This is a genomic window from Dongia mobilis (genome assembly GCF_004363235.1).
Classification (GTDB): Bacteria; Pseudomonadota; Alphaproteobacteria; order Dongiales; family Dongiaceae; genus Dongia; species Dongia mobilis.
Map to the genome: position 1 here is coordinate 22,915 of NZ_SNYW01000009.1, position 13,386 is coordinate 36,300.

Annotated in this window: 16 protein-coding genes; 13 read left to right on the top strand and 3 right to left on the bottom strand. The window is 63.5% G+C overall.

Annotation, left to right across the window (positions count from 1 at the left end; all coding sequences use genetic code 11):
* Positions 1-116: 116 nt before the first annotated feature.
* From A8950_RS11780 to A8950_RS11815, 8 genes are all read left to right on the top strand, one after another.
* Positions 117-749, top strand: coding sequence for a hypothetical protein (locus A8950_RS11780; RefSeq protein ID WP_133613880.1), 633 nt, complete (start codon positions 117-119; stop codon positions 747-749).
* A gap of 126 nt (positions 750-875) precedes the next feature.
* Positions 876-2,600, top strand: coding sequence for a dihydroxy-acid dehydratase (gene ilvD / locus A8950_RS11785; protein WP_133613881.1), 1,725 nt, complete (start codon positions 876-878; stop codon positions 2,598-2,600).
* Positions 2,601-2,615: 15 nt separating this feature from the next.
* The gene (locus A8950_RS11790; protein WP_133613882.1) at positions 2,616-3,260 is read left to right on the top strand and encodes a glutathione S-transferase family protein; all 645 of its coding nucleotides are present in this window, start codon (positions 2,616-2,618) and stop codon (positions 3,258-3,260) included.
* A 15-nt stretch (positions 3,261-3,275) separates the two neighbouring features.
* On the top strand, positions 3,276-3,890 hold the full coding sequence (locus tag A8950_RS11795; protein ID WP_133613883.1) for a LemA family protein: 615 nt from the start codon (positions 3,276-3,278) through the stop codon (positions 3,888-3,890).
* A gap of 3 nt (positions 3,891-3,893) precedes the next feature.
* Entirely contained in the window at positions 3,894-4,133 is a 240-nt protein-coding gene (locus tag A8950_RS11800; protein WP_133613884.1) for a hypothetical protein, read from the top strand.
* A 2-nt stretch (positions 4,134-4,135) separates the two neighbouring features.
* Entirely contained in the window at positions 4,136-4,906 is a 771-nt protein-coding gene (locus A8950_RS11805) for a TPM domain-containing protein (RefSeq protein WP_133613885.1), read from the top strand.
* Between the two features lie 41 nt (positions 4,907-4,947).
* The gene (locus A8950_RS11810; protein WP_208109846.1) at positions 4,948-5,676 is read left to right on the top strand and encodes a TPM domain-containing protein; all 729 of its coding nucleotides are present in this window, start codon (positions 4,948-4,950) and stop codon (positions 5,674-5,676) included.
* Positions 5,677-5,699: 23 nt separating this feature from the next.
* Positions 5,700-6,296, top strand: coding sequence for a TPM domain-containing protein (locus A8950_RS11815; RefSeq protein WP_166645133.1), 597 nt, complete (start codon positions 5,700-5,702; stop codon positions 6,294-6,296).
* Here A8950_RS11815 and A8950_RS11820 read toward each other — a convergent pair.
* Positions 6,288-7,343 (bottom strand): GGDEF domain-containing protein, encoded by a 1,056-nt coding sequence (locus A8950_RS11820; RefSeq protein ID WP_166645134.1) that lies wholly within the window; start codon positions 7,341-7,343, stop codon positions 6,288-6,290. The genes A8950_RS11815 and A8950_RS11820 overlap by 9 nt on opposite strands.
* A gap of 131 nt (positions 7,344-7,474) precedes the next feature.
* Here A8950_RS11820 and A8950_RS11825 point away from each other — a divergent pair, with 131 nt between their 5' ends.
* Positions 7,475-8,971, top strand: a complete 1,497-nt coding sequence (locus A8950_RS11825) for a M81 family metallopeptidase (RefSeq protein WP_133613889.1) — start codon at positions 7,475-7,477, stop codon at positions 8,969-8,971.
* On the opposite strand, the gene A8950_RS11830 is transcribed toward A8950_RS11825, so the two are convergent.
* Positions 8,968-9,777 (bottom strand): class I SAM-dependent methyltransferase, encoded by an 810-nt coding sequence (locus tag A8950_RS11830; protein WP_133613890.1) that lies wholly within the window; start codon positions 9,775-9,777, stop codon positions 8,968-8,970. The genes A8950_RS11825 and A8950_RS11830 overlap by 4 nt on opposite strands.
* Positions 9,774-10,637: an alpha/beta hydrolase gene (locus tag A8950_RS11835; protein ID WP_166645135.1), complete on the bottom strand. Its 864-nt coding sequence runs from the start codon at positions 10,635-10,637 to the stop codon at positions 9,774-9,776. Before A8950_RS11835 ends, A8950_RS11830 begins: the two co-directional genes overlap by 4 nt.
* A 237-nt stretch (positions 10,638-10,874) precedes the next feature.
* On the opposite strand from A8950_RS11835, the gene rplM reads away from it, so the two are divergent.
* From rplM to A8950_RS11855, 4 genes are all read left to right on the top strand, one after another.
* Positions 10,875-11,339 carry a 50S ribosomal protein L13 gene (gene rplM / locus A8950_RS11840; protein ID WP_133613892.1) on the top strand — a complete coding sequence of 155 codons (465 nt, stop codon included), beginning with the start codon at positions 10,875-10,877 and terminating at the stop codon, positions 11,337-11,339.
* A gap of 2 nt (positions 11,340-11,341) precedes the next feature.
* Positions 11,342-11,839, top strand: a complete 498-nt coding sequence (gene rpsI / locus A8950_RS11845; RefSeq protein ID WP_133613893.1) for a 30S ribosomal protein S9 — start codon at positions 11,342-11,344, stop codon at positions 11,837-11,839.
* 92 nt (positions 11,840-11,931) lie between these two features.
* Positions 11,932-12,843 (top strand): N-acetyl-gamma-glutamyl-phosphate reductase, encoded by a 912-nt coding sequence (gene argC, locus A8950_RS11850; protein ID WP_133613894.1) that lies wholly within the window; start codon positions 11,932-11,934, stop codon positions 12,841-12,843.
* Positions 12,844-12,854: 11 nt separating this feature from the next.
* On the top strand, positions 12,855-13,385 hold the full coding sequence (locus A8950_RS11855; protein WP_133613895.1) for a gamma carbonic anhydrase family protein: 531 nt from the start codon (positions 12,855-12,857) through the stop codon (positions 13,383-13,385).
* The last annotated feature ends 1 nt before the right edge of the window (position 13,386 follow it).

Below are 13,386 nucleotides of genomic sequence, written 5' to 3' on the forward strand. Positions count from 1 at the left end.
GATTGAGGCTGACGCCCGGGTCGGGGCCGGCCGTGGCGATAGGGTTTTATGGGACCACTATCCCCCTTCAGTAGTCACCGGCTTGCCCGGCAGGGCCGCGGCGGCATAATGGCGGGATGCGTGCCAGCCCTGTCGTCGCCAGCCTGCTGATCCTCGCCGCCGCCTCGTTGGCCATGGCCGCGCCCGCGCAAGCCGAGCCGATCACCCATCTCGGCATCGAGTTCTCCGACGAGCTGGGCGGGTTTCGCCTTCTCTCCGTCTCCGGTACCGGGACGGTCGATGATCCGCTTACGGTGGTGGAGGAGATTACCGAACCGCAGCGCCATGTCATTTTGACGATTCGCGGATTCGGGCGCCATTTCGGCAATCGCGTCGGCTCGCTGCACCTTGCCGGCTTTGCCATGCGCAAGATCGTCCATAATCGCAGCGACAATGTCTGGCGCAACTACCAGATGGAACTGCGCGAGGTGACGACCCGCCGATCCAACTATGGCGACGGACTGAGCTTCGGCCAGAATTCGACCCTCGCGGAGACCTTTGCCTGGAGTACCTATCCCCGGATCCAGCGGACCGATGAGCCGGAGGACTCGCTCGGCTTCAGCGGTGCTGCCATCGATCCCGGAGAAAGTGCCGAATTCCGCTTCATCATTACCGACATGTCGCCGGTCTGGCAGTTCTATCTGGTGCAGATTCCATTGCAGCCGCTGTCGCGTCAGGATCAAGGCGGCGTCAATTGGGCCGCGCGCTAGGCCAGTACAATGCCGCAATGCAGCATCGCGTATGAATCTTGCGCCGGGGTAATGGCGCAAGGGGTGCCTCGCCCGCTATCCTGCTGCGCCTGATGCCCCAGACCAGACATTTGAGGGAAGTCCGCCATGACTGCCGAACGCTTCGACAAGTCCAAACTGCCCAGCCGCCATGTCTCCATCGGTCCGCAATCGGCGCCCCATCGTTCCTATTATTATGCCATGGGCATGACCGAGAAGGAGATCGCCCAGCCCTTCGTCGCCGTCGCCACCACCTGGAACGAGGCTGCCCCCTGCAACATCTCGCTTCAGCGCCAGGCCCAGGCAGTCAAAAAGGGTGTCAAAGCGGCCGGCGGAACGCCGCGCGAGTTTACGACCATCACGGTCACCGACGGCATCGCCATGGGCCATGCCGGGATGAAATCCTCGTTGGTCAGCCGCGAGGTGATCGCGGATTCGGTGGAGTTGACCATGCGCGGCCATTGTTATGACGCCATCGTCGGTCTGGCCGGCTGCGACAAGTCACTTCCCGGCCTGATGATGGCGATGGTGCGCCTCAACGTGCCCTCGGTCTTCATGTATGGCGGCTCGATCCTGCCGGGACGACACAAGGGCAAGGACGTGACCGTGCAGGACGTGTTCGAGGCCGTCGGCAGGCATTCCGCGGGCAACATGTCCGACGAGGAACTGCACGAACTGGAATGTGTCGCCTGTCCCTCGGCGGGCTCCTGCGGCGGCCAGTTCACCGCCAACACCATGGCCTGCGTCTCCGAGGCGATCGGCCTCGCGCTGCCGGGATCGGCTGGCGCCCCGGCCCCCTATGAAAGCCGCGATGCCTATGCCGAAGCATCCGGCCAGCAGGTGATGGAGTTGATTGCCGGCAATATCCGCCCGCGGGACATCGTGACGCGGAAATCGCTGGAAAACGCCGCGCGGGTGGTGGCGGCATCGGGTGGTTCGACCAATGCCGGCCTGCATCTCCCGGCCATCGCCCATGAATGCGGCATCGATTTCGACTTGCACGATGTCTGCCGCATCTTCCGCGAGACGCCTTATATCGCCGATCTCAAGCCCGGCGGTCGCTATGTCGCCCGCGACATGTACGAAATCGGCGGCGTGCCGGTCCTTCTCAAGGCTCTGCTGGATGGTGGCTATCTGCATGGCGACTGCTTGACCGTGACTGGCAAAACCCTGGCCGAAAATCTGGCGGGCTACCGCCTGCCGGAAGACCAGGATGTCATCCGCCCTGTTTCCAATCCGCTTTCGACGACGGGTGGTGTCGTCGGCCTGCGCGGCAATCTGGCGCCGGAAGGGGCAATCGTGAAAATCGCCGGTATGAAGAACCTCAAATTCACCGGCACGGCCCGCTGCTTCGATTGCGAGGAGGATGCCTTCAAGGCGGTCGAGCGGCGCGACTATCGGGAAGGCGAGGTGATCGTCATCCGCTATGAGGGACCGAAAGGCGGCCCGGGCATGCGCGAAATGCTGGCAACGACGGCCGCGATCTATGGCCAGGGCATGGGCGACAAGGTCGCGCTCATCACCGACGGTCGCTTCTCTGGCGCCACGCGCGGGTTCTGCATAGGCCATGTCGGCCCGGAAGCAGCGGTTGGTGGCCCCATCGGCCTGCTGAGGGATGGCGACCGTATCACCATCGATGCATCAACCGGCGAAATCTCTGTCGCCTTGTCGGAGGCGGAACTGGCCGAGCGGCGCAAGGCGTGGCAGCCGCGCCGGACGAACTATCAATCGGGCGCCTTGTGGAAATATGCCCAGACTGTCGGCACGGCCGAGAAGGGCGCCGTGACGCATCCCGGCGGCAAGGCAGAAACGCATGTATTCGCGGACATCTAGCAACAGGAAGGTATCATGTCGCTGACATTCTATTATGGATCCGGCTCGCCCTATGCGTGGAAAGTCTGGCTGGCGCTGGAGCACAAGGGCATCCCGCACGAAGCGAAGCGGTTGAGCTTCGACAATGACGATACCAAGACGCCGCAATTCCTGGCGGTGAATCCGCGCGGCCGCGTCCCGGCGATCCTGGATGATGGTTTTGCGATTTGGGAATCGGCGGCCATTCTCGAATATCTGGAGGAGCGCTATCCGCAAAATCCCCTGTTGCCGACGGACATTCATGGCCGGGCGACGGTGCGGCGCCTGGTCGCCGAGGCCGACAACTATCTGTCTCCGGCCAGTGGCGAGTTGATCGAACAGGCGGTTTATCTGTCGCCGGCCGAGCGTGACCCGGAAAAGTCACGCGCCGCCTGCCAGCGCATGGGTGACGAATTGCGGCGCTTCGAGGACTATCTGAAGGGAGAGTTCCTGCATGAAAGCCTGAGCCTCGCCGACTTCGCTGCCTTCCCCTATATCCGCCTGGCGCAGCGCGCCGACGAGCGGGCGCCGGGGCTCGGCATTGCCAGGGCGGACATGCCGGCCGGAATCCGCGCCTGGATGGATCGGATCGAGGCCTTGCCCTATTATGCCCGCACCATCCCGCCGCACTGGAAATCCTGACAGGAGGGAGCGCGCATGCGCATCGTTGGCTTCGTCATCCTGGGCCTGGTGATTGCCGTCCTGGTCTGGGCGGCGACCGGTATCAATGCCATTCCGACCAAGGAAGAAAACGCCGGCGCCGCCTGGGCACAGGTCCTGAACCAATACCAGCGCCGTGCCGAACTTGTGCCCAATCTGGTTGCCGTGGTGAAAGGGGCTGCCGAATTCGAAAAATCGACGCTGGAATCGGTGGTCGAGGCCCGCTCGCGTGTCGGCAGCATGCAGGTGCCGGCGGACATTCTGACCAATCCCGAGGCGATGCGTTCATTCGACGCCAATCAGGGGGCATTGACGTCGGCGCTTTCCCGCCTGCTGGTGGTGGTTGAGCAGTATCCGAACCTGAAGGCGACCGAGGGTTTCCAGACGCTCCAGGCCCAGCTTGAGGGGACCGAAAACCGCATTGCGGTGGCGCGGCGCGACTTCATCGAGGCGGTGCGCAGCTATAACACGGAACTGAAGACCTTCCCCGGCGTGCTGTGGAAGAACCTGCTCTATCAGGATCGTGCGTTGATGCAGCAGCTGGAGGTCGAACCGGCGAAGATGGAAGTTCCGATGGTGGATTTTGGTGCCGGCAATTCAGTCGAGCAATAACTCATGACGTGGCTACTCTGCCGCGGCGCCATCGGCGCGCCGATTTCCGGATCGTTTGCCTTCCTGGCGTGGCAAGGGAAGTGGCGCCATCGGCGCAACCCGATGGCCGATGTTCCCATCAATGACCTGCCGGAGGGCATCAGCCGCCGTGGCATGCCACTCGTCAAATCGGGCATGGCGGCGGGCCCCGACACTGGTGTGGGTGGTTTCGATGCCTGCGGTGGCGGCGAGGGTGGTTGCTAGACATGGGGATCCTGCCACGCGCCTTGCTTTTGTTGGGGTTGATTCTGATCGCACCGCTGCGCAGCGCCACAGCGGAGCCGGCGGTGCCCCCGTTGACCGGCCGGGTGGTTGATCTCGCGGCCATCCTCAGCGAGACCGAGGAACGCGACATCTCACAACAACTCGCCGTGATCGAGCGCAACAACGGGACGCAGATCGTGGTGGTGACGCTCGCGACCCTGGCAGGCTACGAGATCGAGGAATGGGGGCTGGCGCTTGGCCGCAACTGGAAAATCGGTCGGGCCGGCAAGGACGACGGCATCGTCATCGTCGTGGCGCCCCGGGACCGCGCCGTCAGGATCGAGGTGGGCTATGGCCTGGAGGGGCGCATTCCGGACGCGACGGCGCATCGGATCATCCGGTCCCATATGCTGTTGGCCTTTCGCGAGGCGCATTATGGAGACGGTATCAAGGCTGCGCTCAATGCATTGCAGCGCAGCCTCGCAGGCATCGAGGCACCAGCACCGTCCGCTGCCACAAAGCAAGGCGGCAAGCTGACGGTACTTCTGGTCGTGCTCGGCCTCTTTGGCTTTGTTGGGTTGTTCGGCTGGATCTTCTACCTCATCACCCGCAATTTCGATGAGAGTCAGGTCGGAACCGAGGAAAAAAGGTCGGAGCGGAGTGATCCGCCGGAGCGGTTCAGGTCATCGTCACGCTCGCTTGGCGGCAGAAGCGCCTCCTTTGGTGGACGCGGCGGTTCCTTTGGGGGCGGTGGGGCGACCGGGCGATGGTAGTCAATAATCTCTGGCATTTTCGGTTCATCCTGTGGCTGCTTGTGCTGCTGGCGTTCCTTTGCTCCGGACAAATCGCTGTGGCACAGGATGCCAGCCTGCCAGCCTTGACCGGGCGCGTCGTCGATCGCGCCGACATTCTGTCGTCCGCAGCCGAAGCCACGATTGCTGCGAAATTGGAGGCGCATGAAAAGGCGACCACGAACCAGATTGTGGTCGTGACGCTGCCCGACCTGATGGGGCGGCCGATCGAAGATTGGGGGCTGATGCTGGGGCGCGGCTGGGGCATCGGTCAGGCCGAGAAGGACAACGGCGTCGTCTTTCTGATCGCACCAAACGAGCGCGAGTTGCGTATCGAGGTTGGCTATGGCCTTGAAGGAGAACTGACCGACGCGCTGGCGGACCAGATCATCCGGGGCGATATCGTACCGCATTTCAAGGCGGGCGACATGGAAGCGGGGATTCTGGCGGGTGTCGACGCCATCACTGGCGTGCTGGGTGGAACCTATCGCCCGGCAGCCGAGGTGCCAGACGGCCAGGACCGGATCGGGTCGATCATCGAAGAATTCGTGCCATTCATTGCTATGGGTATCTGGCTGCTTGCGCTCATCGGCATTTCCGTACGCCGGCGGTGGAACAGGAAGAAGAACGCCTATGAATGGTATTGGCGCGCCGGCAGCGGCGGGCGATCGGGTAGCTCGTTCCGGTCGGGCGGTGGTTTCTCCGGCGGCGGCGGATCCTTTGGGGGCGGCGGGGCTAGTGGAAGGTGGTAGGAAAGATGCTTTCAGGAGAGGCGATGAGCCGGATCGAAACGGCCATCGGCGCAGTCGAGGCGAGGTCGCGGGCCGAACTGGTGGCGGTCCTGGCGCCGCGCGCCAGCGAGTACCGGGGAACTGGCCTCGCCTTGTCGGCCCTGTTGGCCTTGCTGGCCGGAATCCTCGCCTGGTACCTGCTGCCCTGGGCCGATGGGGGTGACGTCCTCTTGGCCGAGCTGGTGGTCTTTCCATTGACCCTGGCGCTGCTCGAACTCACCCCGCTGGGCGACCGGCTGACACTGCGTCCGCTCAAGGCCGAAGCCGCCGCCCGCCTCGCCCGCGCATCCTTCCTAGATCTTGGACTTGCCGGCACGCCGGAGCGCAATGCGGTTCTCTTCTTTGTCAGCCTGGCTGAGCATCATGTCGAGATCATCGCCGATGTCGCGATCCACAGTCGGGTTGGCACCGCCGCGTGGCAGCGCATCGTCGATGCCTTTGCCGCCGATGTCAGGTCGGGTCGACTGGAGGAGGGGTTTGCGGTGGCCATCGCCGCCATCGGCGATCGGCTGGCCGAGCAGTTTCCCGCCGATGGGGAACGGCGCAACGAGATATCGAACCGCTTTATCGTCCTAGCGTGACGGATCCGGTGCCGCCACGACGCGATTGCGGCCCTGACTTTTTGCCCGGTAGAGGGCTTCGTCCGCCCGATTGACGAATTCCTCCAGCGCTTCGCCATGCCGATAGCGCGCGACACCGATCGAAACGGTGACGGTGCCATAGCTCTGTCCGGTCGATCGGTTCTTCAGGTAGTGGCTGCCGAGGCTCTGGCGCAACCGGTCAGCGCGGTCGAGCGCGTCCGCCATCCGCGTCTGTGGCATCAGCAGGGCGAATTCCTCGCCGCCATAGCGCGCCGCCGCATCGGTGCCGACCACGCTGGCCTTGAGTTTGGCACCGACAATCTTGAGGACCTGGTCGCCGACGCGGTGGCCGAACTCGTCGTTGAATTTCTTGAAGTGGTCGATATCGAGCAGCATCAGTGCCAGTTCGCCCTTGTGCTCCGACGCCTGATGGGCACGGAACTGCAGGGCAATGTCGAAACTCTTGCGGTTGCCGATTCCGGTCAGTGCGTCGGTCATCGCCTCGCGCCGGGCTGTCTCGAGCCGCGTCTGCATGACCGCCATGCGCGCCGAACTCGCCTTCAGCTGCGCTTCCAGCGACTGGTTCTTCTGGCTCATCAGCCTGGTGGCGGCAATCAGATCGGCGACCAGGGATTTCATGGCGCCAGGATCGATACGCCCGTCAACCAGCGATCCGCTGGCGCGGTTGAGGGTGGCGCCGAAGGCACCGGCATCGATTCCGGCCTGGGAAACCTGCTTGATCACGTCGAGCAATGTTGCCTGCAACTCGTCGCCGGTGGATTGCAGGGTCTCGGCACCACCGTTCTCGCGGAAGTATTTGTCGAACAGTGCCTGCATCTGGCTGCCGGAGACGGTGTTGCCCTGGGCCAACAGGGCGTCCAGGTCCTGGCGCAGCGGCGGGGTCGTGCCGGCTAGATAATGGTACCAGACGCAGAAATTGCCCGGTGTCGGGGAGATGTCGCGCATGGCCATTTCGGCAATGGCCGTCGCCGCATGCTGCGTGGCAGTATCGACATCCTCGATCATGAAGATCGGCGCCTGGGCCAAGACCGTCCCCCTCAATCCCCTATGGCGGCGCGAGAATTCCATATTCCCGGAGTCGCGCCAAGAGTTGATTATGTTCCCAATTCATGGTGCTTTCTAAGCATCGTCGGCTTCGGTACAGGGCAAAGACAATCATGGCGCGCATTGCGATCGGCGGCTTTCAACATGAAACAAACACCTTTGCTCCGGTCAAGGCCGGCTTTGCCGATTTCGAGATGGCAGATGGCTGGCCGGGGTTGACGCGGGGCGATGCCCTGTTCGATGTTTTCGCCGGCATCAATCTGCCCCTGCCGGGTTTCATCGACCAGGCGAAGGCAATGGGGCACGAACTGCTGCCGCTCTTGTGGTGTTCCGCCTCGCCATCGGCCCATGTAACCGAGGATGCCTTCGAACGCGTCGCCGGCGAGTTGCTGGAACGGGTCGGGCGCCTTGAGCGCCTGGATGCCATTTACCTCGATTTGCATGGTGCCATGGTGACCGAGCACCAGGAGGATGGCGAGGGCGAGTTGCTGGAGCGGTTGCGCCGCATTGTGGGTGACGCCATGCCGATCGTCGTCAGCCTCGACCTGCACGCCAATCTGACGGAACGCATGGTCCGCCATGCTTCCGCCCTGGTCGTATGCCGTACCTATCCGCATGTCGACCTAGCCGAGACCGGTGCGCGTTCCGCGGAGTTGACGGATCGGCTGCTGCGCCATGGCCCGCTGGCAAAGGCCATGCGGCGCGCCGATTTCCTGGTGCCATTGCCGTGGCAATGCACGCTCATCGATCCCGCGCGGGCGCTTTACCAGGCGGTCGCCGCCAGCGAGGGACGTGATGGCGTTGCAAGCGCCTCCTTCGCCTTCGGGTTTCCTCCGGCGGACATCCATGAATGCGGACCGGTGATGGTAACCTATGCCGAGAACCAGCGCTCTGCCGACCACGCAGCGGATGCGCTGATCGGTGCGCTCAACGATGCCGAGCGCGACTTTGCCGGACGCATCTGGTCGAAGGACGAGGCCGTCGCCTATGCCATGGCGACGGGTGAAACGGGGCGGCCGGTCATTCTGGCGGATACCCAAGACAACCCGGGTGCCGGCGGCAATTCGGATTCGGTTGACCTGCTGGAAGCATTGCTGCGCCTCGATGCGGAAAAGGCGGTCTTTGCCAATCTTTTTGATCCGGAAACGGCGCGCATCGCCCATGAAGTCGGGCTCGACAACAGTTTCGAGCGCGCCATCGGCGCCTGGTGCGGTTCGCCTGACCTTGAAAAGCTGACCGGCCGCTTCCGCGTCCTTGCCCTCGGCGACGGCAGCTTCAAGGCGACCGGGCCGTTCTATCGCGGCAATCACATGCAATTGGGGCCGATGGCGCTGCTCGGCATCGGGGGCGTCCAGATCGTGGTGACCAGCCGCAAGCAGCAGGCGGCCGACCAGGCGATGTTGCGCCACCTGGGGGTCGAACCAAGTGCGCAGAAAATCCTTGCGCTGAAAAGTTCGGTGCACTTCCGCGCAGACTTTCAGGACCTGGCTTCGGAGATACTGGTGGTCGCGGCAGCGGGGGACAACCCAGTCGACAATGCGGCTCTGCCCTATCGCAATCTGCGGAGGGGCGTGCGCCTGATGCCCCTTGGCAGCGCATTCGCCGGCTAACGGCCCTTCTCGCCAATCACCAATACGTAATCGCCATGGCTGCTGTCGAAGCCGGCCGCCACTTCGGCAAAGCGCCCGCTGGTCAGGTCCTCGTCCAGCTTGGCAAGACCCATGCCGACTTCCTGCGCCAGGTCGAGCGCCGTGAAGGCGAAAATGTTGCCGCGCACGCGGGCGTCGAAGTAAACCTCCGGCCGGTGTCGCCCGCAATAGAGGACAAAGTCGACCGGGTCCTTCGGTACGTCGAAGGGCACGATTTCTGCGAGGCGAAGGCCGCTCCTGGCGAAGGCGGCCGCGATCTGTGCCTCGCCCGGCATGCGCGCGGCGGCCCGGCGCATCAACTCCGGAAAGTAGGCGTTGAGCCAGAACTGCTGAGCCTGCTCGGGAAAGGCCGTGAAGGCCACGAAGCGGCCGCCGGGCCGCAATACCCGCGCGATCTCGGCGAACACGGCATCGAAATCCGTGAGGTGATGCAGCGTCATGGTGCAGAAGGCGCCGGCAAAGGCAGCGTCGGCAAAGGGCAGGGCCTCCGCTTGCCCGGCGACCCAGTTGATGCGCGGTTCCTTGGCACGGGCGCGCCGCAGCATCAGGGTCGACTGGTCGAGGCCGATCGCGCGCACATTTCGGTTTGCGACGGCGATGGTGTAGTTGCCGGTGCCGCAACCGATATCAAGGACGGGATCCGGATGCTGCACATGCAGAAGGCGGGCGATCTCGGCAGCAAGATTGGGGTCGGCGCGACGTGTCCGGTCATACCCGATGCCGATGCGATCATAGATTGGGCTGCTGCCCTTGGGTTTGTCGATCATGTCTCGAGCAGCCTGACCATGGCGCGGGTGAGCGGAGCGGTGGAATCGGCAAGATCGCGGGTGATTGAAAAGTGATGGCGGTCGGCAATGCACATATACTCCGCGGGCATGCCGGCCTCGCGAATCTTTGCGTGATAGCGTGCCGACTGTTCGATCCACAATTCCGGCTCTTCAGCGCCGACCGCGACCAGGGCAGGCACGTGAGTGTGGATGGGCAGGTGCATGGGCGACAAATTCCCTATATCCGCCTCTGTCAGGCGCAATTCCTCCTGCACCGGGATCCGCGGCACGGGAGCGAGGTCGTAGATGCCGGTAATTAATGCGGCCGCGCGGATGGCCGCCAGCGGTGCCGGATCGGCCGAAGCGGCGTATTGCAAGGCCATGGCACTGATATGTGCGCCGGCGGAATTGCCGGCAAGGATCAGGCGGTCGCCGCTGCCCGACATTTCCGAGGCATGGGTGCGCACCCAATGCAGGGCTGAGCGGGTCTGGGCGAGGAGGTCAGCCAGGGTGACGAGCGGGCAGAGGTCGTAGTTGACGAGCACCACCGCGGCCCCGGCCGACTGGAACGCCGGTGCGAGGAAGGCATAGTAATCCTTGGACAGCGCCCGCCAGTAGCCGCCATGGAACCAGATCAGGATCGGCGCCCCCGGTGTGGCGGCCGGGAAAACGTCCAGGACCTGGCGCTGGCCCGGTCCGTAGCGCAGATCGCGCCCGACGCCGGGTAGCTGGCGCAGGGGGGCTGACCGGGCGAGATCCTCTGCGAGCCAGTTTTCGTGGTCCGGAACCGCTATCCTCGGCATGAAATGCTGAGCCAGCACCGCGTTCGAGAGCGTGGCATAGTCGACTTTCGGCGCCATTCCCCACCGTAAGTAATTGATTTGCGGCATAATTGGCGGCGGAATTGAAATTGTCCAGAACAACATAGAGATATGTAGAGGTATCATGATACCGTAATTTTAACTTATTGATTTTATTGCCTTAGAAGCCGACCTGAGAAACTTGCTGATTGACACGGCGTGCGACTGTTTGTATGACCCCGGCCTGAGAGCGAAGGGGTGGTCCCTTCGACGGCAATTTCGCTTGAGTGATGAGTCATGAAGACCTATTCCGCCAAGCCGGCCGAGGTGGTGAAGAAGTGGGTCCTGATCGATGCCGATGGCGTCGTCCTGGGCCGTCTGGCGTCGGTAATCGCCAACCATCTGCGCGGCAAGCATAAACCGACCTATACCCCGCATGTCGATTGTGGCGACAACATCATCGTCATCAATGCCGACAAGGTGCGCGTCACCGGCAACAAGCTGGAAGACAAGGTTTTCTACTATCACACCGGCCATCCGGGCGGCATCAAGGAGCGCAGCTGGGGCAAGATCCTGGGCGGCAAGCATCCCGAGCGCCTCATCATCAAGGCTGTCGAGCGCATGGTTCCGCGCGGCCCGCTCGGCCGCCAGCAGATGAAGAACCTGCGCGTCTATGCCGGCACCAACCATCCACATGAAGGGCAGCAGCCGGTGACGCTCGACGTTGCGGCGATGAACCCGAAGAACAAGAGGACTGCGTAATCATGGCGCAAGAACCGCAGAAGATTTCGGATCTGAAGGATCTCGGTGCCGCGACGCGTGGCGTGGCCGCTGCCGAAGTGGCCGCGCCGAAGCACGAGCGCAAGGTCGATGCGCAGGGCCGCGCCTATGCGACCGGCAAGCGCAAGGACGCCATTGCCCGCGTCTGGATCAAGCCGGGCAGCGGCAAGATCACGGTCAACGGCCGTGACTCGACCGTCTATTTCGCCCGCCCCGTGCTGCGCATGATGATCAACCAGCCGTTCGGGATCGTGAACCGTGCCGGCCAGTTCGACGTCAACGTGACTGTTGCCGGTGGCGGTCTTTCCGGCCAGGCCGGTGCCGTGCGCCACGGCATCAGCAAGGCGCTGACCTATTTCGAGCCTGACCTGCGCGGTGCGTTGAAGGCCGAGGGTTTCCTGACCCGCGACAGCCGCACCGTCGAGCGCAAGAAGTACGGCCGCGCCAAGGCGCGCCGCAGCTTCCAGTTCTCGAAGCGCTAAGCGTACTGGCCAAAAGGTACTGGCAAAGGGGTGCGCTCTGGCGCACCCCTTTTTCTTTGGGCAATATCCAGCGGAACCGGGAAAGAACTGAGATGGCGACAATCTTCATCGATGGCGAAGCTGGGACCACGGGCCTTGGCATTCGCGAGCGCCTGGTGAGTGTGCCAGGGGTGGTCCTGAAGAGCCTGAGCGGGGATCGCCGCAAGGATCCGGCCGCGCGGCGTGACCTGATGGCGGAAGTCGACCTGGTGGTTCTCTGCCTGCCGGACGATGCGGCCAAGGAATCCGTCAAGCTGGCCTGCGATCTCGGTGATCGCGCGCCCAGGATCCTGGATGCCAGCACGGCGCATCGCGTGGCGCCAAACTGGGTCTATGGCTTTCCGGAAATGGTACCGGGACACGCCGAAGCCGTAGCCAAGGCGCGGCAGGTGGCCAATCCTGGTTGCTATCCGACCGGCGCAATCGCCTTGCTGCGTCCGCTGACCGATGCCGGCCTGCTGCCGCCGGATCACCCCGTCACCGTCAATGCGGTAAGTGGCTATTCGGGTGGCGGCAAGGCGATGATCGAGGCGCATGAGCGGGATGGCGGGCCGGCTTTTGAACTCTACGCCCTTGGGCTTGCGCACAAGCATGTGCCGGAACTGATGAAATATGCCGGGCTGAAGCGGCGCCCCATCTTCGTCCCCTCCGTCGGGCATTTCCGCCAGGGCATGCTGGTTTCGATCCCACTGCATCTCGACACATTGCCGGGGCGGCCGCGAGCGGCCGACCTTAGCGCGGCCCTGGTCGAACACTATGCCGGCAGCGACCTCGTGTCTGTTGTCGCTCCCGAGGCTGACGGTAAGCTGGAGCCGGAGGCGCTCAACGACACCGACCGGCTGGAACTCCGGGTCTATGCCAATGAAGTAGCACGCCACGCCGTACTGGTGGCGCGCCTCGACAATCTCGGCAAGGGGGCTTCGGGTGCTGCCGTGCAGAACATCAGGCTGATGCTGGGTCTCTGAGGGAGAAAGTCATGGCCGCGCTCGTCATGCCGTACAAGGGTATCCATCCCAGGATCGCGGCGGATGCGTTCGTCGCACCCACTGCGGTCATCATCGGCGATGTCGAGATCGGTGCCGAGGCATCGGTGTGGTTCGGCTGCGTGCTCAGGGGCGATTCAAATTCGATCCGTATCGGTCCCAGAACCAACGTGCAGGACGGGACTGTGATCCACGTCAATCACGAGCGGGAAGGGGCGGCCGGGACCAGGGCCATGATCGGCGCCGACGTTACCATCGGCCATATGGCACTGCTGCATGCCTGCACCGTTGAGGATGGCGCATTCATCGGCATGAAGGCCTGCGTCATGGACGGTGTTATCGTCGAAGGCGGCGCGATGGTGGCCGCGGGTGCATTGGTTACGCCGGGCAAGCGCATCCGCAAGGGGGAACTCTGGGCCGGATCGCCGGCCAAGCTGATGCGTCCGCTCAGCGACAAGGAAATGGCGTACTTCGCCTATTCGTCGGAACATTACTGCCGCGTGGCAGCCAGCTACCGCGACTGAA

Coding starts and splice junctions, on each gene's coding strand:
- A8950_RS11780 (WP_133613880.1), top strand. CDS start 117: ATGCGTGCCAGCCCTGTCGTCGCCAGCCTGCTGATCCTCGCCGCCGCC.
- ilvD (WP_133613881.1), top strand. CDS start 876: ATGACTGCCGAACGCTTCGACAAGTCCAAACTGCCCAGCCGCCATGTC.
- A8950_RS11790 (WP_133613882.1), top strand. CDS start 2,616: ATGTCGCTGACATTCTATTATGGATCCGGCTCGCCCTATGCGTGGAAA.
- A8950_RS11795 (WP_133613883.1), top strand. CDS start 3,276: ATGCGCATCGTTGGCTTCGTCATCCTGGGCCTGGTGATTGCCGTCCTG.
- A8950_RS11800 (WP_133613884.1), top strand. CDS start 3,894: ATGACGTGGCTACTCTGCCGCGGCGCCATCGGCGCGCCGATTTCCGGA.
- A8950_RS11805 (WP_133613885.1), top strand. CDS start 4,136: ATGGGGATCCTGCCACGCGCCTTGCTTTTGTTGGGGTTGATTCTGATC.
- A8950_RS11815 (WP_166645133.1), top strand. CDS start 5,700: ATGAGCCGGATCGAAACGGCCATCGGCGCAGTCGAGGCGAGGTCGCGG.
- A8950_RS11825 (WP_133613889.1), top strand. CDS start 7,475: ATGGCGCGCATTGCGATCGGCGGCTTTCAACATGAAACAAACACCTTT.
- A8950_RS11830 (WP_133613890.1), bottom strand. CDS start 9,777: ATGATCGACAAACCCAAGGGCAGCAGCCCAATCTATGATCGCATCGGC.
- A8950_RS11835 (WP_166645135.1), bottom strand. CDS start 10,637: ATGGCGCCGAAAGTCGACTATGCCACGCTCTCGAACGCGGTGCTGGCT.
- rplM (WP_133613892.1), top strand. CDS start 10,875: ATGAAGACCTATTCCGCCAAGCCGGCCGAGGTGGTGAAGAAGTGGGTC.
- rpsI (WP_133613893.1), top strand. CDS start 11,342: ATGGCGCAAGAACCGCAGAAGATTTCGGATCTGAAGGATCTCGGTGCC.
- argC (WP_133613894.1), top strand. CDS start 11,932: ATGGCGACAATCTTCATCGATGGCGAAGCTGGGACCACGGGCCTTGGC.
- A8950_RS11855 (WP_133613895.1), top strand. CDS start 12,855: ATGGCCGCGCTCGTCATGCCGTACAAGGGTATCCATCCCAGGATCGCG.